Raw genomic sequence first — 24,135 nt, 5'->3', positions numbered from 1 at the left:
ACCGTGGTTCTTATGACTTCTCCAGAAAACCATGCCGAAAGCACTAACAATCCTTCGGACGTCAACTCACAGTTAGCAGATCCGAACTCGTCAAACCCATCGACGTTGACCGATGAAACGAGTTCAGAGCTTAATGTGGCCCTGTCAGTAGCTATTGCGGCAGGACGGCATGTCCGTGATCAGCGAGCAAAGATCGCTGACCTATCCGCTTCGGTAGCTACGAAGTCATCCGATAATGATCCGGTGACAGAAGTCGACACATCGACCGAACAATTAGTCCGGCGATTATTGTCGACGGTCCGCTCCAACGACACCGTGTTCGGCGAGGAATCGGGCGGAGAACTCCCTGATGAGGGGACCGTGTGGGTCGTCGACCCGATCGACGGTACAGTCAATTTCCTGTACGGGATTCCGTTTTACGCGGTGAGCTTGGCGGCGCAAGTGAATGGCGAAACCGTCGCAGGGGTTGTTGTTGATGTCGCACACGATCTGACGTACTTCGCCTCACGCGATGGTGGTGCCTACCTGCGGGAGGGTGCCTTGGAGCACGAGACGACCGAGCCCCGCGTCGTCGCGTCTGATAAGCAGCTTTCTGTATCACGTCGACACGATTTGTCTCACGCTCTCGTTTCGACGGGCTTTGGATATACAGCTTCTCGACGGCATGTGCAGGGAACAGTGGTGAGCGCGATGCTCGAGACTGTCCGGGATATCAGGCGGCTGGGCTCCGCTGCTCTGGACTTATGTCATGTTGCAGAAGGCAGTGTTGATGCACATTACGAGCATGGGTTGAACCTGTGGGACTACGCGGCGGGTGCTCTGATTGCTCGTGAAGCCGGTGCACGTATTTCTGTGCCACAGAGGACGAGCCCGGGGAGTGACGGTGAGCTACTGATGGCCGCTCATCCTGAGCTATTTGATGAGCTTAAAGAAGGATTGGCACGTGCAGGCGGACTCGACCCAATACCGTCTGAGTAATACACGAAGTAGCGACAGTTTTAGTGTTTCGTGTGAGATGGCCTGACAGCCTCGCGTTTGAGTAGGCGAGTCCCGGCGTGTGGGGGAGTATAAGGCGTCAGAACTCCCCCCTTGCTTCTTGAAATCTCCAGTCGGCACATAACCTCTGAACAGCGGTTTTGTGGATTCAGTCCGATGTAGCAGACCCGTGAAATAATGGGCGGCCACGTAGGACGTGACAATGCTAAGAAATTGGTCTAAAGTGCGCGTCCGACCGGCAGTTTCATCATTTCGGAGGTCGCTTGACATGCCCAAGGACTATGACGCCCCTCGTGGGGACAGGCAAGATTTCGACACGGACTCGCTTGAAGGACTTCAAGCAGCAGAGAATAAAAAAGGACCAGTGGATGATACCGACGATGGCGACATCGTCGAGCCTATCGATCTGCCTGATTTCGATTATTCCAATGAAGAGATTTCGGTCGATGTCGTGCCGAAGAAATCAGACGAATTCACCTGTGGCGTGTGCTACCTAGTTCAACACAGGAATCGGTTGGCCTATACCGAGAATGACGGCACGATGGTGTGCCGCGATTGCGCATAGCTCTCTAACTGTTGACAGATTCGAAAGTGGCACCACGTCCGTAAGTGGCACCGCGTTGTTACCACTGTTCATTTGTAACGACGGCGCTGAGGTGACGCCTCAGCATGCCCACACACTCCCGAGAATAACGGTCATTCCTGCCCGTGATCCGTCATTCTCGTTAACGCCTAATAGATCGGACGATCAAGCGCTTCGAGAAGTGCGTCGGGGTCTTTAGTGCTGATGAGCCAATAGGGTGTCGGATCGTGCGGATCATTCAGCACCAGCATCACCATCTCGGGCACCCAGGCATGGGAAACAACATAGGCCTCCGGGTCTAATTGCCGTCCCATAGCCGCACTCTTTGCTGTGGCAGGAACGGCAAGTGTTCGTTCAATTATCGACGCGGGTAGTTTAGCGGGCCCGACATAGAGCCAGCGTTCCCCCTGAGGCGTTTTCTCAACCCGTATGACGTTCCCCGATAGGGAAATGAGGGACCATAACGCCGCCGCTCCGAAGACGACCGCCCCGATGAGCGTCCAATACCAGGGGCGATTGAGTCCTAGTTCGTAGGACAACAGCACAACGAGGCCTAGAACAGCAACCCACCAGTAAAACGGGATCCACTGGCGCTCTCGGTACAGAACGTCGCCACTGCGGGTTGATTTCTGTGAGGGAGTATCACGCTGTTCATTCACAGCTCCCTAGTCTAGCGTGCCTGTATTTCCCCTCGCGGTTTCGTCGTCCCCTATGTTTCGTCGCGGGGCTTTTATGTGGATAGACGGCTCATAAACAACGCAATGACCAGGAATGACGGGAGTCTGAGCCGCAATATCGCTTCACCTAAGCTCGTCAGCCACGTTAATGCCCTTGAGTGGGTGACATGAGTTGGCGGAAACATTAATGGCTATGTTCGTCCGCCGCTCGGTTAGTCTAAAAGACGTGACTAAGACACCCAGTATTCGCGTACAACGACTAGATACCGGCCTTGATCTCCCGCGACGCGCTCATCCCAGCGACGCGGGAATTGATTTGATGTCGACCGATGACGTCGTACTCCAGCCAGGTGAGCGGAAGCTGGTCGGAACGGGCATAGCAATTGGTTTACCGGTGGGAACGGTGGGGCTCATTCATCCCCGGTCCGGGTTAGCGCTAAAAAAGGGACTCTCAATCGTCAATACGCCGGGCACCATCGATGCCGATTATCGCGGCGAGATCAAGGTGTGTTTGATCAACCTTGATCAGCATGAAGCGGTCACCATTTCACGAGGGGACCGGATTGCTCAGCTTGTCGTTCAGGAAGTTGTGCTGAGCGACGTCGTCGAGGTTGACCATCTTGATGAGACAGAACGAGGCCAGGGCGGCTATGGGTCTACGGGCGTTGGAGCTACAGATGGCGCAGATCATGTTCTACGATCGCAGCAGTAGAGGCCTTATGTTTAAGGCAGAGAAAACGAGTAATTAATACGAGCAGTTCAGAGCAATGCTCAGAAAAATAAGGCGATCACGCTCGTGTCAATGCAGCCATGACATGAATTCTTGGTAAGGAGTTTGCCTATGTGGCCCTTTGGGAAGAAAAATAAGCAACCCGACGAAACTAATGAATCGGATTTTCACACTAATTCACGCGATGAGCGCAATGAATTTAGTGATGAAGGACGTGATACCCCCAGCAATAACGGCCTATCCGGGGCAGCGCCCTCAGATTCGACGTTCGATGCAATGGAGGGCGAATCGGGTCCGTTCGATTCTCGACGCGAAGATCTCGATCGTTTTGACTTCAGCGACTTCGCCAAGGGTGACATTGACCTGGGGTCGCTCCTCGTCCCGATCCCTCACGAAGCTGAGATTCAGGTGGAGGTGAGCCAGGAGGGGCCACGCGCTGTCCACGTTGCCAGCCCGTATGGCCGTGTGACACCGGTTGCTTTCGCTGCTCCTCGCTCCGGCGGCCTCTGGGAAGAGCAGTTGAACGAGGTTGAACAGCAGATCACTAACGATGGGCTTGAATCTCATCGTGAGTCTGGCCCATGGGGAATAGAGATTACCGGTGTTGGGCCACACGGAATGATGCACATGATCGGCGTCAACGGGCCCGGGTGGATGCTACGCCTGACCGCAGTCGGGCCAGAGGAATCCCACGATCAGTTGGTTGCTCTGACGCGCGGTATCGCCGCTCGGACAATTGTGAAACGAGGCGACGGCCCAATGCCGGCCGGTGAAACGCTTCCTGTCGCGTTGCCTCAAGACATGGTTCAGGAGCTTCAGAAGGCAATGGCTCAACGTGCCGCTGAAGCTCAGCGTGCTGCCGAGGCCCAGCAAGCACAAGGGAATCCGCAGGGTGCAGCGTCGTCCGCTCCTATTTCCGACGATTCCGCAGCCGTCCCAGGGGGCAATGACGAATCATCCGGCGCGGGACATGGTGATGCAGATTCCGAGAGTGCCGGCCGTCGTCGTTCAACTGGCGGTGAGGCCTCTGCGCGAATGGAATCCGCAATGGACGAGCTAGACCGTGAAGAAGATGATGACAAGTACTGACCGGCGCCGGATAGAACAACACGACCAGTCCACGCCCAGTGATAACCCGACTATTCTTGACCAACTGGGCGGAATTTCCGGTTTAGTGTCATCCACTGTGCCGATTCTTGTTCTCGTTCCGGTGAATTCGTGGTGGGGGCTCACTCCGGCTTTGATCTCCGCACTAGCGGTTTCACTTCTTATTTGCGTGTGGCGCCTTGTTCGGCACGAAAACATGCAGCCCGCCATATCCGGCGTCATGGGTGTGCTTATCGCTGCGGCCATTGCGTGGTACGTCGGTTCCGCGAAAGGCTACTTCCTTTACGGGATTTGGTACTCGGCTGTTGTGGGGTTGGTGTTTTTTATCTCCTGCCTTGTCGGCTGGCCTGCTGTGGGAGTGATCTGGCGCGGGCTCAATGGTCGCGGTATGCGATGGCGTGAGAACACGTCGGAACGCCGTTATTTCGTTCTTGCGACCATTGCGTGGGCCTGTGTTTTTGCGGCGCGGTTCTTCGTTCAGAATCATCTTTATGGGTCGTCGACGACGAACATCCTGGCTGTCGCGAGGATTGCGATGGGGTGGCCTCTGACTATCCTCGTCATGGTGGTGACCGTTTGGGCGGTGCGTAGGGCAGATGCAGTCGAGGACGATGACGCGAGCAATGAAATCGATGAAATGGCGTCCGATACAGACGAGTGAGGTAGGCGAGTGACGCACACTGAGATTCACCCACACGATGGTGTTCCATCACATGTCACGGTGGATATCACCGATTTTGCTTATGGCGGGCAGGGGATTGGTCGCGTCGACAATCACGTGGTTTTCGTCGAAGGTGCTGTAGCTGGCGACCGTGATGTCGCCGTCGATATTGATGTCGAGCACAGTTCAGCATCCCTGTGGAGGGGTGAAGCCCGAACAATTGGTCACCGCTCGCCTCTACGGGGTGATGGAACGATATCGTGCCCAGCCGCCGAGAAAGGTGCTGGCTGCTGTGACTTTTTAGAGGTTGCGCCCGATAAGTCAGCTGAGGTGAAAGCCAGCATTACCGCAGACCAAATGCGTCGGATTGGGCATTTCGACATTGAACCGACGTTTCAGACGTTGTCGCCGTATCGCGGGTGGCGTACGAGGATGCGACTAGCCGTCGACGATGAAGGACGCGCTGGTCTCCGCGTCAAGTCTGGCCACCGTGTTGTGACGAATGCGGTGTGTTCCCAAGCCGCGCCTGGTTTGATGGACGGCCTGGATGCCATGCGTTTTACTCCGGGCGCGGAAGTGATACTCGCGCTCGATTCCAATGGCATCCGCCACATCGTGGAAGTCGATGGTGGTGCGTCGTCGAAACAACGATCCGGTGCGGCGCGTCCGCGTACATCTCGTCGTGGACGACGGGGGCACAGCAAGGTAATAGAGGGCGGAAACTACTGCGTTGAACGGATATCCGATAATGCCGCCTCAACTTCGTCGGGACCAAGTAGTAACCCGGCTGAGAACAGTGGTGCTGCGGAGGGAGCTGCCCATTCCGCGGAGGGTCGAACCTTCGTCCTTCCGCCAACCGCTTTTTGGCAAGCCCATAGTGGTGCTCCGACACGGTATCGCGAGCTTGTTCGTGAGCTCCTCCCCGAGGTTCATGGTGGGGCTGCATGGGATTTATACGGTGGGATCGGGCTGTTCGCCGATATTTTGGCCGAAAAAACGCGTGGTCCTGTTGATTCCGTGGAGATTGACAAAAATGCTCGCACGTGGGGCCGACGTAGCTTGAACGCCCTAGCTGAATTCTCATTCAGTCCGTCGTCGATCAGGTTTCTGACCTCCAGAGTTGATCGCGCATGGTCGTCGCTCCGACGAAACAACAAGGGGGGAGTGGACCTCGTTGTTCTTGATCCTCCGCGAAAAGGTGCAGGCACGAAGGTGATTGGTCAGATAGCCGCGGCGCACCCCCAAGCTGTGGTTCATATTGCCTGCGATCCAGCGACGGGTGCTCGTGACTATGCGGCCTGGTTAGACCACGGTTATGAGATTTCCTCCATGAGGGTCGTTGATGCGTTCCCCGGTACCCATCACATGGAGATCATCACTGCTTTTACCAAGCGGTCTTAGCTTCGCAATCGCCCCGGGCCTGGCGCTGGTGGAAGTGGAGGAAATGAAGGCGCGGATTGTGCGTTCTCCATGAATTGCGCGGTGGCCAGTTCTTCCGTCTTTAGTGGTTATGGTCTCCAAGAGCGTCAGCGCACACAGGGGACACAATCCGCCGTTGCCACCGTCGGACCCCATGTCGGGCGAAAAACATGTCGATACCCATCGCATGAGCTTGTGGTTCCGACGAAAAATGCCACGCCATGAGCCTCACTATCTGTGGGGTGATGATCACCTCGTGGGGGATACCGGTTTGTTCAGACACCACATTGATGGACTCTGAACATAGGGAATACAGTTCTTCCGCCTTGTGTCCGCGGTCAGAATTGGGGAACCGCCGTCCTCCCGCATACTCGGCATCTGAGTGACGTCCCTGGTGTCGTGACGGGCCCCGGTCGTCGTTGGTTGCATAATGAGAGGACGCGTTTTCTGACGAGGATGCGGTGGTCTTGTCCTGCTCCCCTCGAATGACGCTCCACCATGACCGCGCGTTTCGCATCGATCGGAAGTGCGCTGCGTCCATCATTTCTTGAAAAGTCCGAGGATTTTTTCGAGCAATCGCTATCAGATCAGAATTCGATAACACCCGATGAGGCGAGCGATCTACCGCCCGCGCCCGCCGGTCCCGTTCGCGTGACAAGGTAAAGGCAAGCTCACGTTGAGCAGGGGTAGACAGATTATTGAGGCCCTTCACCCGCAGTGAAGGTTCCACTGAGGGGGCATCAGCCAAGGTAGACGTGCGAATACATTCACACTCTTCGGCCCACCACACGAAACGATCTAATTCCGAAAGTAAACCAGCCACACCGGTAGAAAGCTCAAGAAGGCATTCGACGTCCAGGGCCGCGTAATCGAGCCATTCGTCGGGAAGGGGCCGTCGGGACCAATTTTCATGCCCATGCTCTTTAGCCAAGCGGTAGCCGACGAAACCATCCACCATGTCGCCCAAGTTGACCTTCTTCAACCCAGCTATGCGGCCACCCAGTTCGGTGTCAAAAAGACGATGAGGAGTAAGCCCCATATTAAGAAGAGCAGGCAGGTCAGTCCGTGCAGAATGGATTATCCACGTTAGCCGGTTGACGACGGGAGCTAGGAGGCCCATATCGGAGCGGCAGGCTTCAGCGTCGACAAGAAATAGTCCGCTGCCAGCACGTTTCAGTTGGAGAAGAAAGGCGCGATCGCCATAACGGTAAGCCGACGCACGTTCAGTATCGACGGCGAGCGGGCCGTGGCCATTTGCCAACACACGAGCAGCATTCTTCAACTCGTCCACGGTGGAGATTAACGACGGGGTCCCGCCCGACGGCGTCGATAACGGCACAGAAGCAGATTGTGGCGATAAAGGAAAAGTAGGAGAGGGCTTGGGAGCTGGGGAGATGTACCAATCGCCTAGGAGAGCCTCGTCACCATCGTCGTGAAGATCATTGTCTCCAGACAAGCCACAACGCAGCATCCTACTGTCCAAGCTGAGCGACTCCTTCAGGAGGAAGTCCCGCCACCGACGCGAGAACGTGAGCGAACGCCTCGACGTGGGAAGCAAGATCAGTATCATCCGCCGTCCACGATGCACGCAGCTCAATCTGATACGCCTTACCCGGGCCCCCAATATTCCCATACCGGGCCGACGACGTGGAGGTCACCGTGCCCCCGAGCTGCGAATAATGCGCCCCCTCACTGGTTAAACCTTCAGAAAGCCACTGCCACGCGACATCAGGCAACAACGGATCCGACGCGACCTCCGGATCCATGTCTGCCTGGATATACGCGACAAGGCGAAGAGCCTGGGACCAGTTCCCGTCGCTCCGAGGATCGTGAAGGAGAATCAGTCGCCCAAAAGCATCGCCGTCCGTATCCCGCGGAATAGTGCGTGACTGCTCGTGATCCACTTCTAACCCGACGGCGTAGCTATATGGAGCTAAACGCTGGGGTGGGCGAATTGACCCCATGGATATTTCCTTACGCAATGAGGCCGCATGCATGGAGGCCACCGCGTCATGGAAAACCTGGGGTTCGTCGGTGGATCCATCATGATTCATGGATGCTGATGTCTCCTTACGGGGAGTAGCAGCGTTTAACCGGTGGGAAGCAGAATTAGAATTGTCGTCGTGCGATGGCTGATCAATGCTCACACTTGGGCACGGTACAGTTTTCTGCCGTGTTTGCTCAGGAGGCGCGCCGGGGGTTCGATGTCAAAGTCCCAGCTAGCGATAAGTCCTGTGCGTCGTTTCCCGTCGGGTGCTAGCTCGGTTTAGCTTGGTAAAACGGTAATGTGGGGTGGAATGCGAGGGATGCTGATGTGTAATTGGTTGAATGTTGCGCGCTTGCCGGCTTACCGCGTCGCAAAAAATACTTAACGACGGGGGGACCGCAAAATTGCCTGTGCCAGTGTAATTTTAGCGACGGTGGGGTACACCCGGTAGGGGCGATTGTCGCGAGTGTTCGATTCAGATCGAGACCTGGCACTATGAACCATATGCATGGAATGAGTACGAATTCCGGCGATTCTCCAGATATAGCTTCGTCGCGCCGCACGCTGTCGCAGTCATCGCTACTCGACGCCGCGAATGGAGCCGCCCCGCATCATCGGCCTGTCTGGTTTATGCGGCAGGCCGGACGCTCACTTCCGGAATATCGGAAGCTCCGGGAGAACATCGGAATGCTGGAAGCATGCTTTACCCCTGATGCCGCTGCTGAAATCACTCTGCAACCTGTGCGCAGACACAACGTCGACGCTGCGATCTTCTTTTCAGACATCGTTGTGCCGCTGAAGGCCGCGGGAATCGGGGTGGAGATTGTTGCCGGTCGTGGCCCGGTCGTCGATCGTCCCATTCGGTCACGGGCTGATATTGACTCGCTCCCTGAGTTGGATCCGGATTCCATTTCGGCCATCGGTGAGGCGGTCCAGGAAATTATCGGGGAACTTCGCGATGATCAGGCTTTGATCGGCTTCGCTGGTGCTCCGTTTACCATTGCGTCCTATTTGATTGAGGGCGGACCGTCGAAAACCCACCAACACACGAAAGCCATGATGCATGCTGATCCTGACTCATGGCACGCCCTCATGCGTGTGTTGACGGACTACATCAAGGTTTTTCTCGCGGTACAGATCGATGCGGGAATTGATGCCATGCAGCTATTCGATTCCTGGGCGGGGTACTTGCACGCACGGGACTATACCGATCTGGTTGCCCCGTACTCGGCCAAAATCTTTAGGTTCGTGTCCGAGAGGTCCTCACGAGGTGGCCGTCAGCCTATTCCGCGCATTCATTTTGGTGTGACGACGGGGGAGCTGCTCGGTCCTATGGCGCAAACGGGCCCCGATGTCATGGGGGTCGATTGGCGGGTGGACATGGCTACTGCGGCACAGCGCATTAACGTAGCTTTAGCGGACAAGAATGGCGACACAGGTCCTGGTGAGTTGGCGCTTCAAGGGAATATTGACCCAGCCTTACTTTTTGCAGGTAAAGAAGCGGTTGATAAGGAAATCGATCAGCTGTTGGGCACCACGGATCAGCTTATCTCCGACGGAAAGATTTCAGGTCATATTGTGAACCTGGGGCACGGTGTTCTGGCAAACACTGACCCAGACATTATTTCTCACATCGTAGAAAAGGTGCATTCGTGGTAAAGACGCGTGTTGCGGTTATTGGTGGAGGACTGTCGGGACTTGTTGCGGCGTATGAAATCAGCCGTTGCGACCCCAATGCCGACGTCGTTGTTTATGAAGCATCCGACGCGGTAGGTGGGAAACTCAAGACCGTTGATCTAGCTACCGGCAGTGTTGATGTGGGGGCGGAGGCGTACCTCGCCTTTCGCGCCGATGCCACTCGGTTCTTTACATCCTTGGGGTTGAAAGACCGGCTCCGCTATCCGTCCGACCTTAAATCCGGGTTATGGATTGGCGACGGCACCCTGCACTCAGTTCCTTCGCGGACCGTGATGGGGATTCCTGCTGATAGTTCCTCTGTAAAAGACCTCGTCGATTCCGAGACCTGCGCACGGATTGATGCTGAGGGGGAGGCATACCCCATACCATGGGTGGAAGGCGAAGATGCCTTGCTCGGCGCGTTGGTTGCCGAACGGATGGGGCAGCAGGTCGTGGATCACGTGGTTTCCCCGTTGTTGGGTGGGGTCTACTCGTCCCGTGCTGAAGATCTTGGTCTACGAGCGACGATTCCGGAATTAGCTGCAGCCATGGATGACCTTTCGAACCATGGCGAATCGGTGACATTAACGCGAGCAGCAGCTGCTGTCCTACAGCAACGCGATGAAGCACGTGAGGCCCGGGTGGCTGGAGGCGCGGCAGATGAGGAGTCGTCGAGCGCGTCGGCGAAAAAGCCGCCGGTGTTTGCGTCGTTCGTCGGGGGGTACCGCGATCTGATCGATGCGCTGGTTGAGCAGTCGTCAGCCACTATTCGTGTGGATAGTCCTGTCACTGCGGTATTACCCGCGGAGGCAGGAAGTTCCCATCGTTTCCGCGTTGTTAGTGGTTCGTCGACAGAGACTGAAGAATTCGACGCTGTTGTCGTTGCTACCCCAGCAGATGTCGCGGGCCAGCAGCTTGCTGAGGTTGCCCCCGTGGCAGCAGACATCCTTGGGTCGATGGATCTAGCGTCGAGCGTTGTTCTTGGTCTGCGGCTACCGAATGAGGAGGCTATCCCGGAGAAAACGGGCATTCTCGTGTCACCTGACGCGGGGCTTCATGCTAAAGCCTTTACTTTCTCATCGCGGAAGTGGCCCCACGTCGACGATCACGTTGGTGCTTTCATTAGGGCTTCATTCGGCCATTGGGGCGACGATTCACTCGTCAGAGAAGACGAAGACACACTGGTGAAATACGCTATCGACGACTTCGAAACCATTACAGGCCAACGCCTGCACCCCGAAGAGACGGTACTTCAAAAGTGGTGGGGTGGTTTGCCGCGTTACGGCATGGGACACGATGAACTCATTAATGTGGCACTTAAGGACATCAGTCAAGTCGAGGGGCTAGAAGCTGCAGGTGCCATCTGGCACGGCGTCGGCGTTCCAGCGTGTATCGCGCAAGCGCGTGAGGCGGCGAAGAAGGTGATGGATACGGTTATGTGACAGTGATCAGAAGGCTCTTCCCTTCGCGGGGAGTCAAGAACAAAGTTCCACTTATGTCGTGTGCATCGAGCTTCGTCGTCATATCACGAAGCTCCGGTAGTTTACGAAAGAAAAGAAGAGGTTGACCATGACTGAAAACCAGGACGACGTTCGTCAAGAAAATAGTGATAGCTCTGCTGGCCCCGAGCACAAGCATCGTCTGAATTATAAGAAGCTGAATGCGACTGTTCGGTACGCGATGTGGTCGGTCTTCAAGGTTGCTCCCGGTAAATTGGGTGAGGACCGGGACACAGTGGCCCAGGAAATGCGTGACTTTATTGCTTCTTATGAGCACGAAGATCTCACCATACGAGGGATCTACAACGTTTCCGGTATACGTGCGGAAGCTGACATCATGATTTGGTGGCACGCTGAAAAGATGGAAGATCTGCAGGACGCTTACAATCGTTTCCTGCGTACGACGACCTTGGGACGTGCATGTACGGGTGTGTGGTCGCAGGCAGCGCTCCACCGTCCATCCGAGTTCAACAAGTCCCATGTACCGTCCTTTATCGTGGAAGAAGAACCGAAGCGGTGGATTGCTGTTTACCCGTTCGTCCGCTCGTATGACTGGTACGTGATGGATCCTGCGGATCGTCGTCGGATCCTGGCTGACCACGGAAAGATGGGACGTGATTACCCCGACGTCCGTGCGAACACCGTTCCGGCTTTCGCTTTGGGCGACTACGAATGGATTCTGGCCTTCGAAGGACCGAAGCTGGACCGGATCGTTGATCTCATGCACCACATGCGCTACACAGAGGCGCGGCTCCACGTCCGTGAAGAGATTCCGTTCTTCACCGGACGACGAGTTGACGATATCGCTGAGATCACCGATCTCTTGCCATAGTCGTTTCGTAAACGAGCTGTCGTTACGAAGACATGGGGCGTACCGCTAGGGGGAGCGATACGTCCTCGCTTGATTTTTGGCTGCTAATCCTTGGTTGCTGGTTCTAGCGTGAGGCTGATGCTGTTAATGCAATAGCGTAAATCCGTAGGAGTGTCATAGCCTTCGCCTTCGAAGACGTGGCCCAGGTGGCTATGGCATTTCGCGCATTTCACCTCAACTCGGTGCATCCCATGGCTATTATCAGCGACTTCAATGATTCGGTCTCCGGCGAGCGGGGAGAAGAACGATGGCCACCCGCAGTGACTGTGGAACTTCTCGCGGGATCGGAAGAGCTCAGAACCGCAGGCTCGGCACCGGTAGACCCCTTCAGTCTCGGTATCGGTGTATTCACCCGTGAAAGGAGCTTCGGTTCCCGCTTCTCTCAGGACCCGGTATTCGGCGTTGGTAAGCCGGGCTCGCCATTCATCATCGCTAAGGCGACGAAAGTCTTCGTGTTGTTCATCTTTGTCAGTCATTCTTTCCTTTCGGCTTCGTGAAAGATTGTTAACAGAGGTTACTGTTTTAACTCATTTCAACACCGCGTTATGGTTCGTTATTTCACGGGGCCGTATAAAAAGCTTTAGTTCGCCATCTCCGAAAAGGGGCTAATTGCACCACCATCCGTGTGGTCTAGGTGTGCTCGTTGCATAGACCGTACCTAAGGAACACAGCTCCATCCTGGTCATACCCTATTGCGAGGAGTTCACCATCCGTGGGTGTGCCGGTGAGCTTTTTGGCATCCTCGTCGTTTCCGTCGGAGGTTCCGTAGGCAATTCGCGGTGCATTGCCAGCCTGTACACCGGGGTGAATCGTCAAGATCACTTCATCAATGGCGCGTGTTGCTATGAGTGATCCCAGAAAGCGAGGCCCGCCTTCACAATCGACGACGCTGTAGCGGTCGTTTAACCATTGACGGATATGTGTGCCGTCGAGTTTGTCGAGGATGTCGACGTTTATGCCGTGTTGCCGCAGAATTGTCCGGTTCTTGCTAAAAGTCGATGCTTCTGACGCACTTCGATCGGTGAGGATGATAACTGAGCCCCCGTGCTGGATTTCCTCGGACGAATGGTTGTCAGAATCTTTGTCTCCGTCTACCGATTCCGGCTGATCGTCATTGGTGCCGTCAGTGGTGGTGAGGGGAGATGCGATGATGTCTGAGAGCTTTTTGTCATCCAACTGATGGGTAGTAAGAACCAAGTCTGCGGCTGGTGGTAGTCCATGGTGCGCTCGGGTCTGGATTTCATGCGCGCTCAACTCGATGGGGCCATAGCCTTCGGCGAGGGCCGTGGACAGACCGGCTATGACGGCTTCGGTTTGCCGACGATGCAGAGCGAACATGGCGGAATCGATCGGGCCGCCGAGCTCTCCTGATGTACCACTTGATGCTACGGAAGCGCCATCGATGGTGGATACCATGATCGCTCGAATGTTCAGTGTCTGTGGCGAAGGGAAGGGGAGGAAGCGCTCTAATGTGCTGTCGATACCGGAATCGTTTTCGGGCGGAAAAACCGTAACTGTGGGTGATGGTGCCATGGCTCCACAGTAGGCGGTAATGCCCCATGAGTTCTGTGGAAAGTCCCCGTTGAAATGAATATGTTGAGCTTGAGGTGGAAACGGGAATCGAACCCGTGTACACGGTTTTGCAGACCGTTGCCTCACCACTCGGCCATTCCACCATACGACGATGATGAGGAAAGATTCACTCACGCATCATGATGCACGATAGCACAAAAGGGCAGTGATCTGCCCTTTTACACCTTGGTGCATGGAGCGGATGACGGGACTCGAACCCGCGACCCTAACCTTGGCAAGGTTATGCGCTACCAACTGCGCTACATCCGCGAGACTCATCGTGCAGCAGAAGTGTGGAAGAAACTTTCTCAATCTACTGCGATAAGTGGTGCGCGATACTGGGATCGAACCAGTGACCTCTTCCGTGTCAGGGAAGCGCTCTCCCGCTGAGCTAATCGCGCATGTAGTCGACCAGACCATGAACCTTCGATAGATCCATCGTCGAAAAGTCAACCTCGATAACTGAAATGTCTATTTCAGTTGAGCGGATGACGGGACTCGAACCCGCGACCCTAACCTTGGCAAGGTTATGCGCTACCAACTGCGCTACATCCGCATGACGTGTTGTGTTGGGCTCGGAAGCCCGTAACACGCGAAAGAAAGACTAGCCGTAGCGATAGCTAATGCACAAATCCCCAGGAAAACAGGCTTTAGCATGATCATTTCGGGGGGTTGGTGACGGAAAACTACGCGGACCGACCGTATCGAGCCTATGCGCCTCTACAGAGCCTCACAGCGTTTGGTACATAGGATCGTGGGAGCACGTCAACGTCATTTTTGTTCGTGACTTCCTATCGTGCTAAATTTTTGGCTTGTCGGTCTCATGGCTCAGTGGAAGAGCGTTCCGTTCACACCGGAAAGGTCGCTGGTTCGATCCCAGCTGAGACCACAGACAGCCCGGACACCACGTGGTGTCCGGGTTTTCGCATATCCGGGTCCTGCCGTTGGTGGCCGGCGCAAACGTAGTGGGGGTGAAGTGCCGTGGATAGTGGGGAACTTCCTGACGTGTTTCGACGACTAGTGTCTACGCGGTTCGCGAGTGGGCACCGGGCAGCTTGGAAGCGTTATATATCGCCACATCCGTGGTGGTTCCGTGCCTGAGCACCAGGTGGCCGCGTGGCGTGTAGAGGTTAAGAGATTTTGTGTGCCACGATGGAGAGAAGTAGTTGGTTTTACACAGCTCTGGGAGGGCTGAGATGAGCGACAGTCGAACTGTACGGTTCCGAAGTGCGGGTGGCCTTATCGTATCCCTCATCCTTATCGTGGTGGCGGCGGTTGCATTTTCCCCGCTGGCCTGGGCTCATGACAGCGTGGTGTCGTCGTCGCCCGAGGATGGTTCGACAGTATCGGAGTTTCCTCACGACATTCAGCTGACAATGTCAGGCAACCCGAGAGATAATTTCAACACCATAGCGGTGTCGAACAAATCGTCCGGGAAGGTCATTGCCAAAGGAACACCCACTATCTCGGGAAATGTTATTTCATTCACAGTTCCTGAGGATGTCGATGCCTCGCCGGGCACATACGTCGTGGGGTTCCAGATCACCAGTTCTGATGGGCATTCGACACGTGGGTCAATTTCCTTCACATATTCTGGGGATTCTGACGAGGGAGAATCTGCAGGGCAGTCCGCGTCGACGGGGGAGTCGGAGGGGAATACGAATGAATCCGGCGGTTCTTCTGTCCCATCCCCGAATGCTAACGACGGAACCTCCCAAGACACAGACTCATCATCCTCGACGTCGTCGTCGCCATTTGGATCGAAAGCCCTGTGGCTATCTATCGCCGTTATCATCGTCATTATCGGTGCTCTCGTGGTTGCGTTACGACGTCTTCGTGACTCAAGCTCTGACGATCGAGACTCACGATAAAACACCAAACAGTAGATTCTTGGAGGATGTCTCCGAGAATCTGAATATCACATTGTGGGGCGTTAGTGTTCCACAGGAGGAAATGAGGAGTTACAGAAAATGAGTACATCACGGTCAACATCTCGGCTGGCTGTTCGTGTCGCCGGAGCTTCAGTTCTGGCCCTGTCACTAGGGCTCGCTGCGTGTTCTGTCGACGAAGATTCGGATAAAGACGGCTCACAATCGGCCGCAACGACAACAACGTCGTCGTCCGCGAGCAGCACTGATAAAGCTTCCGGTGATGTTTCACTGGATCAGGGCTATGTGAAGTCGAAGACCCCGGATAAAGCGATGACTGCGATTTTCGGAACTCTGAAGAACAACACCGATAAAGAGAAAGTCCTCGAGTCGGTGTCGTCGTCCGATGTCAAAGGTAATTTCGAACTGCACACCGTTGTCGACGGAAAAATGGTCGAGCAAAAAGAAGGGTTTAAGCTCCCCGCAAATGGGACTTTGGAGATGAAACCCGGCGGAGAACACATCATGATTATGGACAATCATGATGAATTAGCTGCCGGGGACAAAGTTAATGTGCAGTTGAAGTTCAAAGACGGTTCCACGGAGAAAGTGTCTATTCCTGTCCGTGAACAGCCCTCGGGTGAAGAAAACTACGGTGGCGACGACAGCTCTGACATGTCAGGTATGTCAGACATGCCGGGTATGAGCGATTCAGCTCAGCCGGGTGGCCAAGAGATGGGCGGTCAGGCAGACCACTCCATGCACGGGCATTCCCACTAGGTCAGCTACATCAGCCGGTTGATGTCGCGATATTCGAGGCATCATCTGGTTACTGATTTCTGCTGATGCCGACGTTTGAGCGCTGGCCTTATCCGCCCCTGCGGTTACGGTCGGCGTCCCACGCTGTGTGGTGTCGTCCAGCGATCAGGGAAAACTCAACGTCAGCAGGAATTTTTACCCCACACAGCATCATTTCGAGACAACATCATTTCGACGAAGAAGATGAACTCTTTGCCTCATAATTCCGCGGATGACGCAAACGCTCGTATACAACGCTCTAACGACGATGAGCGCTCGAGCGATGGTGAACGAAGCAATACACCGGACGAAAGAAACGACCGAGGTGCAGACAGCACCCGACGCAACGTTTTTCGCCATGTGCTACGACGCCGTTCTTTCCTCACCGGTGGCCTAGGGGCCGGGGTTGCGCTGGGGGCATCAGGATTAGCTGCCTGCGGTCACGAAGACGATAACGCCACGACGTCGTCGTCGGAAGCTTTAGATCAGCGGGAGAAAAATGCTGCGGATGCGGTCAGCAACGCAGCAGGTCTCACGGGAATTGCTGATCAGACCGTCCCATTCGATGGACCGCACCAGGCGGGTATCGATACTCCCTCGCAAGCGTATGTCAACGTCATCGGGATTAATTGCATTGAGGGCATCGATAAGAAGGCCATGCAGCGCCTCATGGAGGTATGGACGTCTACGTCCCGAAAGCTGACACAAGGGCAACCGCCGCTGGCTGAACTTGAACCGGAGATGGTCTCTCGGCCCGCCAACCTCACTGTCACTATTGGGTTCGGCCGTCCTCTGCTCGACAAGCTACAGATGCACGACAAGATCCCGTCGTGGCTTCATGACATTCCTGCTTTTGATCGGGACCGTCTCGACGATGCGTGGGGGCAAACGGATTTAGCATTACAGATCTGTTCAGATGACCCCACCACATTGGCTCATGCACGACGGTTCATTCTTCGGGCCGGGCAACGGTACACCGAGCCTGTGTGGGAACAACAGGGCTTTCTTTATGCGGCGGGAGCCCAAGCGAAAGGATCCACTCCGCGCAACTTGTTCGGTGTTCTTGATGGCACGGTTAACCCGCGTTCGGACAAGGAACTTTCCGATATCGTGTGGATTAATGATGGGCCTGCCTGGTTACGAGGGGGAACAGCGATGGTCATCCGTCGTATTTCCCTCAATCTTGATAGCTGGGACATTTTGGATCGCTCATCACGAGAAGTAGTCTTCGGGCGAAAACTGAAATCGGGAGCTCCTCTTACAGGGGAGAAAGAGTTCGACGACCCCGATTTCGACAAGGTCGATAACACAGGCCTTCCGATCATTGATCCGGAATCACATATGGCGCGAGCCCACTATGAGGGGAACAATACTCATGAGCAGATTTTGCGTCGTGCCTTCAACTACAGCCTCCCGGTGTCTGGGCCGCACTCGCCAATTTCCGATGCTGGACTGATTTTTACCTGCTTCCAGCAGAATCCAGACACTCAATTTACACCGATTCAAAAACGGTTAGATCAGTCAGATCGCCTCAATGAGTGGATAACTCACATCGGTTCTGCTGTCTACGCCATTCCGCACGGCACCGCAGGTGAAGACAATTATTGGGCGGATGATCTCTTGGCGTGACCCGTTCCATTCGTGACGACGAATGGTCGCCACAAGGGTTGTGTTCGTCCGGTTCCGCGACGGTGCTACGCGTGCTGTCCGGTCATGAGGTAGAGTTTTGATCCGTCCCCGGCTGTTACCAGGTATGTGATAGCCATGTCACCACTAAGGAGTGCAATCAGTGTCTGCACTGTCGTCATCGGAAAAAAGCGCCTCATCAGTATCGTTTCAGGTCCCCGCTGGTACGCCAGCTGGGGCCGCGATGAAGCCACTGGGCCTTCCCACCAAGGGGCCAGAAGCAGTGGTTTGCGTGAAGACTAATGATGGAACCATCCACGATCTATCATTTGCCCCTACTGAGGACACTGAGGTCACCACGGTCATCGCAACGAGCGATGAAGGACGAGCTGTCATTCGACACAGTTGTACTCATGTGATGGCGCAGGCAGTTCAGGCGGAATTTCCAGGTACCAAACTCGGAATCGGCCCCGCTATAGCGGACGGCTTCTACTACGATTTTGGCACCGACCACGCGTTTACTCCCGACGATCTTAAACGCATCGAAAAACGGATGAAGAAGATCATTAAATCGGGACAGCGGTTCGAGCGCGTTGTGTGGAAGTCTCTCGATGACGCCCGCGAAGCGTTGAAAGATGAGCCATACAAGTTGGAGCTTATCGACGATAAGTCAAAGGGCACCGTTCTCGATGAGGGCGCAGACCTTGACACCGCTGGCCAGTTAACTGCTTATAACAATGTCAATCCCCGGACCGGTGAGGTTGAATGGTTCGACCTGTGTCGTGGTCCTCACGTGCCGACGACGAAATACATCGCCGCTTTCGCCCTTCAGCGGAGTTCTGCTGCGTACTGGCGCGGTGATCAAAACAACGACGGTATGCAGCGAATCTACGGGACGGCTTTCGAGTCGAAAGAAGCGCTGCAACAGTATCAGCAGCGGATGGAAGAGGCAGAACGCCGTGACCACCGCCGTCTCGGCGCTGAACTGAATCTTTTCAGCTTCCCGGATGAAATCGGCTCAGGTTTCCCTGTCTTTCATCCTGACGGCGGTATCGTCCGCAATGAAATGGAGCAGCACTCGCGGCGGCGCCACATCGAAGCTGGATATTCTTTTGTTTACACTCCGCATCTGACCAAGGGAGATTTGTTCCAAAAGTCCGGCCACCTTGATTTTTACAAGGATGGCATGTTCCCTCCCATGAAGTTGGATGAGGAACGGGATGCCGAGGGGAACATCACGAAGCCGGCTCAGGATTACTACGCCAAGCCGATGAACTGCCCGATGCACAATCTGATCTTCGCATCTAAGGGCCGGTCGTACCGCGAGTTGCCTCTGCGCTTGTTCGAATTCGGCACGGTGTATCGGTATGAAAAATCAGGCGTCATTCATGGTCTCACTCGAGCCCGTGGATTTACGCAGGACGATGCCCATATCTACTGCACCGAAGATCAGCTTGAAAATGAACTCAGCACGGTTCTTGATTTCATCATTTCGCTGCTGAAGGATTACGGGCTCGATGATTTCTATCTTGAGCTGTCGACGAAAGATCCGAACAAGTTCGTTGGTTCTGATGAAATCTGGGAGCGCTCGACGGAGATTCTCCGGCGTGTAGCAGATAAATCCGGCCTCGACCTTGTTCCGGATCCAGGTGGAGCTGCTTTCTATGGTCCGAAGATTTCGGTTCAGGCTCGTGACGCGATCGGGCGTACGTGGCAGATGTCGACCGTTCAGTTGGACTTTAACCTGCCTGAGCGTTTCGAATTGGAGTACACGGCACCCGACGGCTCTAAGCAGCGCCCCATTATGATCCACCGCGCCCTCTTCGGTTCGATCGAGCGCTTCTTCGGGGTTCTCCTGGAACACTACGCGGGAGCCTTCCCAGCATGGCTGGCTCCACATCAGGTCGTCGGAATTCCGGTCGCCGATGAATTTTCGCCGTACTTGGGTGAGGTCGTGGATAAGCTGCGTGCTCGGGGTGTCCGCGCCGAGGTCGATACCTCGGATGATCGGATGCAAAAGAAGATTCGCAACCATACGACTCATAAAGCCCCGTTCATGCTTCTCGCTGGCGGCCGTGATGCGGAAGCAGGTGCGGTGAGTTTCCGGTTCCTCGATGGTTCTCAAGTGAACGGCGTTCCCGTCGAGAAGGCTGTTGATGTGATCTCAACCTGGATTGAAGAGCATAACAACGAGCAGCCGACAAAGGAGTTGATTGAGGCTCGTGTCCGCGGATAACGATACTTTTGTTGACTCAGGTGCTGGTGACGCTGACCGATTGACCCGGCTGTGGGCACCCTACCGGATGTCGTATATTGCCGACGACAATCGGAACAGCAGTGACCCGTTCGAAGACATTCCGCAAGGCTCGGACGAAGAAGGGCTGATCATCGCGCGCGGTGAGACCGTGTACTGCTTGCTCAACCTGTTCCCCTATAACTCGGGGCACATGATGGTTGTTCCTTATCGTCGGGTGAAGAACCTTGAGGACCTGAACCCCGATGAAACGGCCGAACTGATGGCGTTCACGAAAAAAGCCATCCGTTCCTTAAAAGCTGTGTCGCATCCTCATGCCATTAATGTGGGAATGAATCTGGGGAAAGCATCAGGTGGCTCGATCGAGGAGCATCTTCATGTTCACATAGTTCCGCGATGGGCTGGCGATGCTAACTTCATGACCGTCATTGGTGGCGTGAAGGTCCTGCCACAGCTTCTCCGTGAGACACGGTCGTTGCTTGCGGAAGCCTGGGCATCATTGGACACTTCCGATGATCAACCGTCTGCTGAGCAGTCGGCTTCCGAGTCGGAATAAGGGAGAATAATGCTTGGCGTTCATGGCCGAAAACCGGCTGCAGTTGTCATCGAACCGATTGCCCGATCACTGGTTAAGGCGGGAATTTCCCCCAACACAGTGACCGTCGTCGGCACTCTCGGTGCGTGCGTAGCAGCGTTAATCCTGATCCCTACCGGCCATCTTTTTGCCGCCGCAATAATTATCGGGCTCTTAACAGCTGTAGATATGGTCGACGGCACCATGGCTCGTATACGTGGCGGGGGAACGACGTTCGGAGCGACGCTGGATGCTAGCTGCGACCGGATTACCGACGGTGCTGTTTTCGCCGCTATCGTCTGGTGGATCGTCTCTGCTCAGCAGGGAGAACGTCACCAACTGATCGCTGCGTTGATTGTGTTGGTCACCAGCCAGGTCATTTCTTATGTCAAAGCTCGAGCAGAGGCGGGCGGTCTCGACATCGTCGGGGGATTGGTGGAGCGCCCTGAACGGCTGATCATCGGTTTGGTCGGCTTAGGCCTTGAAGGCTTGGGGGTTCCGCATGTGTTAAGTATTGCGCTCTGGATTCTTGCAATAGGCTCCATTTTCACGGTGATCCAACGCATGGTTATGGCCAGCAAATCTCCGCACGCGAATGATACAATCGCCGCGCCCCATGGGGCCAAAGAATTCCCCACGAAGTAAGGACGACACGTGACACGACCCTTCGGCTTATCGAAAGAGGATCTTATCGCGGAGTCGTATGTGTGGGCCTGGAAGGGAATCACCCGAATTCCCGCCCCCGTCGCGCGGAAATTATTCATGCTCGGTGCCGATATTGCTTCTCACAGAGGGAAAGAACCGGCGAGGTTACGGTCGAACCTTGCCAAGGTGACCGGTCTCACGGATGACCGAGAGCTTGATGTCGTGGTGCGGAACGCGATGAGATCATATGCCCGATACTGGATGGAAGCTTTCCGCTTGCCGTCCATCATTCACTCATCGTCCCTGGACTCACTAGTGGACACAATCGAGTCAGGTATCCAGGGCGTGGACTTGTTTGATAAGTCATATCGCCAGGGGCGGGGAGTGATTCTCGCTCTGCCACACAGTGGGAATTGGGATATGGCTGGGCTGTGGCTTGCCCAGCGCTACGGTACGTTTTCTACTGTGGCAGAACGGCTCAAGCCGGAGAAATTGTTCGATGCATTCGTGGACTATCGCGAAGAACTCGGTTTTACCGTGTTCCCGCTCACCGGTGGTTCACAAAAGCCGATGGATGGCCTCCGCGCAACTTTAGAGTCAGGCGGAGTCGTGGCCTTATTGGGCGAACGTGATCTTTCCCATCACGGTGTCAGCGTTGACTTTTTCGGTTCTAGAACAACCATGCCGGTGGGGGCGGTACGGCTTGCTCAAGAAACGGGGGCGGCCTTACACGGCGTTCACTGCTGGTTTACCCCGGATGGCTGGGGTCATAGCGTCGGTGAGCCACTGAATACCGATAAGCCAATACCCGAGGTTGTTCAAGACCTCGCAAACGTTTTTGAGAAAAATATTTCGGAGCATCCTGAGGATTGGCATATGCTCCAACGCATCTGGAACGAAGACTGAGAGTGTGGAGGCCGAGTGCGAATCGGGATGGTGTGTCCGTATTCCATGGACGACCCTGGCGGTGTTCAAGCTCACGCAATTGAGCTATCGGAACAGTTAATCCGGCGCGGTCACACCGTAAGCCTACTGGCTCCAGCGTCGCTGAAAACTCATGTCCCGGATTTCGTCGTCCGGGCCGGACGCTCAATTCCTATCCCGTACAACGGATCGGTCGCCCGTCTGAGCTTCACAGCGTCGGCATTTCATGCTGTTCGTAGGTGGTTGAATAATCACGAATTCGACCTTGTCCACATACATGAGCCGAACGCCCCAAGCGTGTCCATGATCGCCCTGAAAATGGCGAAGATTCCCGTCGTGGCGACGTATCACGCATCGGCTGATCGGTCTCGTGTGTTGGAAACGTTTATTCCGGTTCTCACGCCGATGCTCGAGCGCGTTCGTGCAGGGATCGCGGTCTCGGAGATGGCCCGTCGGTGGCAAGTGGAACAGCTGGGGGGAGATCCCATTCTCATCCCCAACGGCGTCGATACGAAGTTTTTCTCATCGGCGGACCCATGGTCAGGAGCCGATGATGCGATCTCTCGCCTCGATCCAGACCGCCCGCGAATTATCTTCTTGGGGCGCTTTGATGAACCACGTAAAGGGCTCGATGTGCTGATCGAAGCAATGCCACGGATCTCACGAGCCATTCCAGGTATCGAAGTCGTTGTCGTGGGGACTGGTGATGCCAAGGTTTTGTCGCGGCGCGTAGCCCATGTCAGGGATTCGATCACCATTCTTGGCCGGTTGTCTAATAGCGACAAGGCTCGAGCCTTTAAAGCATCGGACGTCTATGTGGCACCTCATCTCGGTGGGGAGAGCTTTGGGATCGTCCTCGTCGAAGCGATGGCTGCCGGTGCGGCGGTCGTCGCCAGTGATATTCCGGCATTTCGTGCTGTGTGCGATGACGGCGACGCTGGTCGGCTATTTCCCCCTGGGGATACGGACGCCTTGGTGGCGGCTGTCACCGAGTTGTTTTCGGACAAAGACAAGCGGCAAGAACTCGCGCATAAGGGCATTGAGCGGTCCCAACGGTTTGATTGGAGCCACGTTACGACAGAAGTCGAGAGGGTATATGAAACCGTGCTGGGTCCTCAGGGGGAAAGGAATTTTTCGTCGTGATACCGGTATGGGTCGCCATCGTCATCGTTGGTCTGATGGCCGTTCTCTTAGCGGGGATGTGGGCTTCTTTCATAGCCACCCGCTTGCATCGATTGAATATCCGGACGGATGAAGCAGCGTTAAGCCTGGATGCTGCCTTGGGTCGTCGGGCTGCGGTGGTGTCAGCATTGTGGCCAGAACTTGCGGATGAGGCCGAAGCAACGGAACGTATCGCTTTCGACACTTCGTGCACGACGGATCGAGCACTGGCTGAGAACCGGTTTGCCATGCGCATTCACGATCTCGATGACGAATCGGTGACGGTTAATGGTGCGAGAACACTAGCCGACGCCCACACACGAGTAGAACTCGCAATGCGCTTTTATAATGATGCCGTCTCGGACACCCGGACATTGCGGCTACGCCCGCTCGTGAGGTTTTTCCATCTCGGCGGTCATGCGTCGCCACCGGAGTATTTTGAGGTGGCTGGAATTGAATCCGACATTCCGGCGTCGTAAATCACTATGTAGCCTCAAGAATTGGTT

At 55.2% G+C, this 24,135-nt stretch carries 23 protein-coding genes and 5 tRNA genes; 19 read left to right on the top strand and 9 right to left on the bottom strand.

Translation table 11 applies throughout. The annotated features are described in order from the left end of the window. Positions 1-12: 12 nt before the first annotated feature. Entirely contained in the window at positions 13-978 is a 966-nt protein-coding gene (locus KCQ76_RS01075; RefSeq protein ID WP_052722280.1) for an inositol monophosphatase family protein, read from the top strand. Between the two features lie 286 nt (positions 979-1,264). After that, entirely contained in the window at positions 1,265-1,561 is a 297-nt protein-coding gene (locus tag KCQ76_RS01070) for a DUF4193 domain-containing protein (protein ID WP_041628833.1), read from the top strand. Between the two features lie 167 nt (positions 1,562-1,728). On the opposite strand, the gene KCQ76_RS01065 is transcribed toward KCQ76_RS01070, so the two are convergent. Beyond that, positions 1,729-2,238, bottom strand: coding sequence for a DUF3093 domain-containing protein (locus KCQ76_RS01065; RefSeq protein ID WP_046202239.1), 510 nt, complete (start codon positions 2,236-2,238; stop codon positions 1,729-1,731). A 211-nt stretch (positions 2,239-2,449) separates the two neighbouring features. On the opposite strand from KCQ76_RS01065, the gene dut reads away from it, so the two are divergent. From dut to KCQ76_RS11030, 4 genes are all read left to right on the top strand, one after another. Next, positions 2,450-2,968, top strand: a complete 519-nt coding sequence (gene dut / locus KCQ76_RS01060; RefSeq protein ID WP_180962467.1) for a dUTP diphosphatase — start codon at positions 2,450-2,452, stop codon at positions 2,966-2,968. 129 nt (positions 2,969-3,097) lie between these two features. Next, complete coding sequence (locus KCQ76_RS01055) at positions 3,098-4,075, top strand: DUF3710 domain-containing protein (protein ID WP_052722258.1); 978 nt, start codon at positions 3,098-3,100, stop codon at positions 4,073-4,075. Further along, positions 4,059-4,754 (top strand): DUF3159 domain-containing protein, encoded by a 696-nt coding sequence (locus KCQ76_RS01050; RefSeq protein ID WP_373369101.1) that lies wholly within the window; start codon positions 4,059-4,061, stop codon positions 4,752-4,754. Before KCQ76_RS01055 ends, KCQ76_RS01050 begins: the two co-directional genes overlap by 17 nt. A 9-nt stretch (positions 4,755-4,763) precedes the next feature. Then, the gene (locus tag KCQ76_RS11030) at positions 4,764-6,155 is read left to right on the top strand and encodes a class I SAM-dependent RNA methyltransferase (protein ID WP_052722259.1); all 1,392 of its coding nucleotides are present in this window, start codon (positions 4,764-4,766) and stop codon (positions 6,153-6,155) included. Between the two features lie 100 nt (positions 6,156-6,255). Here KCQ76_RS11030 and KCQ76_RS01040 read toward each other — a convergent pair whose 3' ends face one another. After that, complete coding sequence (locus KCQ76_RS01040) at positions 6,256-7,629, bottom strand: HRDC domain-containing protein (protein ID WP_160296113.1); 1,374 nt, start codon at positions 7,627-7,629, stop codon at positions 6,256-6,258. 16 nt (positions 7,630-7,645) lie between these two features. After that, the gene (locus KCQ76_RS01035) at positions 7,646-8,227 is read right to left on the bottom strand and encodes a DUF3000 domain-containing protein (protein WP_102215147.1); all 582 of its coding nucleotides are present in this window, start codon (positions 8,225-8,227) and stop codon (positions 7,646-7,648) included. A 437-nt stretch (positions 8,228-8,664) separates the two neighbouring features. Here KCQ76_RS01035 and hemE point away from each other — a divergent pair, with 437 nt between their 5' ends. From hemE to hemQ, 3 genes are all read left to right on the top strand, one after another. Further along, positions 8,665-9,819 (top strand): uroporphyrinogen decarboxylase, encoded by a 1,155-nt coding sequence (hemE, locus tag KCQ76_RS01030; RefSeq protein ID WP_046202240.1) that lies wholly within the window; start codon positions 8,665-8,667, stop codon positions 9,817-9,819. Continuing rightward, entirely contained in the window at positions 9,813-11,279 is a 1,467-nt protein-coding gene (gene hemG, locus KCQ76_RS01025; RefSeq protein WP_046202241.1) for a protoporphyrinogen oxidase, read from the top strand. The genes hemE and hemG overlap by 7 nt, the downstream gene beginning before the upstream one ends. Positions 11,280-11,406: 127 nt before the next feature. Beyond that, positions 11,407-12,168: a hydrogen peroxide-dependent heme synthase gene (gene hemQ, locus KCQ76_RS01020; RefSeq protein WP_082089834.1), complete on the top strand. Its 762-nt coding sequence runs from the start codon at positions 11,407-11,409 to the stop codon at positions 12,166-12,168. A gap of 83 nt (positions 12,169-12,251) precedes the next feature. Here the strand turns inward: hemQ and msrB are convergent, their stop codons facing one another. The 6 genes from msrB to KCQ76_RS00990 form a co-directional block, all read right to left on the bottom strand. After that, entirely contained in the window at positions 12,252-12,683 is a 432-nt protein-coding gene (msrB, locus tag KCQ76_RS01015) for a peptide-methionine (R)-S-oxide reductase MsrB (protein ID WP_046202242.1), read from the bottom strand. Positions 12,684-12,837: 154 nt separating this feature from the next. Then, the gene (locus KCQ76_RS01010; protein WP_060941873.1) at positions 12,838-13,740 is read right to left on the bottom strand and encodes a dihydrofolate reductase family protein; all 903 of its coding nucleotides are present in this window, start codon (positions 13,738-13,740) and stop codon (positions 12,838-12,840) included. A 72-nt stretch (positions 13,741-13,812) separates the two neighbouring features. Continuing rightward, positions 13,813-13,883: transfer RNA gene (locus KCQ76_RS01005), tRNA-Cys, on the bottom strand. A gap of 90 nt (positions 13,884-13,973) precedes the next feature. Then, positions 13,974-14,049: transfer RNA gene (locus tag KCQ76_RS01000), tRNA-Gly, on the bottom strand. A 56-nt stretch (positions 14,050-14,105) separates the two neighbouring features. Next, positions 14,106-14,180: transfer RNA gene (locus KCQ76_RS00995), tRNA-Val, on the bottom strand. Positions 14,181-14,262: 82 nt separating this feature from the next. Further along, a tRNA-Gly gene (locus KCQ76_RS00990) sits at positions 14,263-14,335 on the bottom strand. Positions 14,336-14,596: 261 nt separating this feature from the next. Here KCQ76_RS00990 and KCQ76_RS00985 point away from each other — a divergent pair. The 10 genes from KCQ76_RS00985 (at position 14,597) to KCQ76_RS00940 (ending at position 24,108) form a co-directional block, all read left to right on the top strand. Next, positions 14,597-14,668, top strand: a tRNA-Val gene (locus KCQ76_RS00985). Positions 14,669-14,975: 307 nt separating this feature from the next. Then, positions 14,976-15,650: a copper resistance CopC family protein gene (locus KCQ76_RS00980; RefSeq protein WP_046202244.1), complete on the top strand. Its 675-nt coding sequence runs from the start codon at positions 14,976-14,978 to the stop codon at positions 15,648-15,650. Between the two features lie 99 nt (positions 15,651-15,749). After that, positions 15,750-16,427, top strand: coding sequence for a copper chaperone PCu(A)C (locus tag KCQ76_RS00975; RefSeq protein WP_046202245.1), 678 nt, complete (start codon positions 15,750-15,752; stop codon positions 16,425-16,427). Positions 16,428-16,805: 378 nt separating this feature from the next. Continuing rightward, the gene (locus tag KCQ76_RS00970) at positions 16,806-18,074 is read left to right on the top strand and encodes a Dyp-type peroxidase (protein ID WP_046202396.1); all 1,269 of its coding nucleotides are present in this window, start codon (positions 16,806-16,808) and stop codon (positions 18,072-18,074) included. 241 nt (positions 18,075-18,315) lie between these two features. Next, positions 18,316-20,307 (top strand): threonine--tRNA ligase, encoded by a 1,992-nt coding sequence (thrS, locus tag KCQ76_RS00965; protein WP_180962458.1) that lies wholly within the window; start codon positions 18,316-18,318, stop codon positions 20,305-20,307. Then, positions 20,285-20,881, top strand: a complete 597-nt coding sequence (locus KCQ76_RS00960) for an ATP adenylyltransferase (RefSeq protein ID WP_046202247.1) — start codon at positions 20,285-20,287, stop codon at positions 20,879-20,881. The genes thrS and KCQ76_RS00960 overlap by 23 nt, the downstream gene beginning before the upstream one ends. A gap of 9 nt (positions 20,882-20,890) precedes the next feature. Next, positions 20,891-21,544, top strand: a complete 654-nt coding sequence (gene pgsA / locus KCQ76_RS00955) for a phosphatidylinositol phosphate synthase (protein WP_046202248.1) — start codon at positions 20,891-20,893, stop codon at positions 21,542-21,544. Positions 21,545-21,553: 9 nt separating this feature from the next. Next, positions 21,554-22,450 (top strand): phosphatidylinositol mannoside acyltransferase, encoded by an 897-nt coding sequence (locus tag KCQ76_RS00950; RefSeq protein ID WP_046202249.1) that lies wholly within the window; start codon positions 21,554-21,556, stop codon positions 22,448-22,450. Positions 22,451-22,465: 15 nt separating this feature from the next. Further along, complete coding sequence (locus tag KCQ76_RS00945; protein ID WP_046202250.1) at positions 22,466-23,611, top strand: glycosyltransferase family 4 protein; 1,146 nt, start codon at positions 22,466-22,468, stop codon at positions 23,609-23,611. Beyond that, positions 23,608-24,108: a hypothetical protein gene (locus tag KCQ76_RS00940; protein ID WP_052722261.1), complete on the top strand. Its 501-nt coding sequence runs from the start codon at positions 23,608-23,610 to the stop codon at positions 24,106-24,108. The genes KCQ76_RS00945 and KCQ76_RS00940 overlap by 4 nt, the downstream gene beginning before the upstream one ends. The last annotated feature ends 27 nt before the right edge of the window (positions 24,109-24,135 follow it).

Source organism: Corynebacterium parakroppenstedtii, assembly GCF_019754935.1.
GTDB lineage: Bacteria > Actinomycetota > Actinomycetes > Mycobacteriales > Mycobacteriaceae > Corynebacterium > Corynebacterium parakroppenstedtii.
Note: the sequence above shows the minus strand (reverse complement) of the source record. Positions and strands in the feature narration are given on the sequence as shown.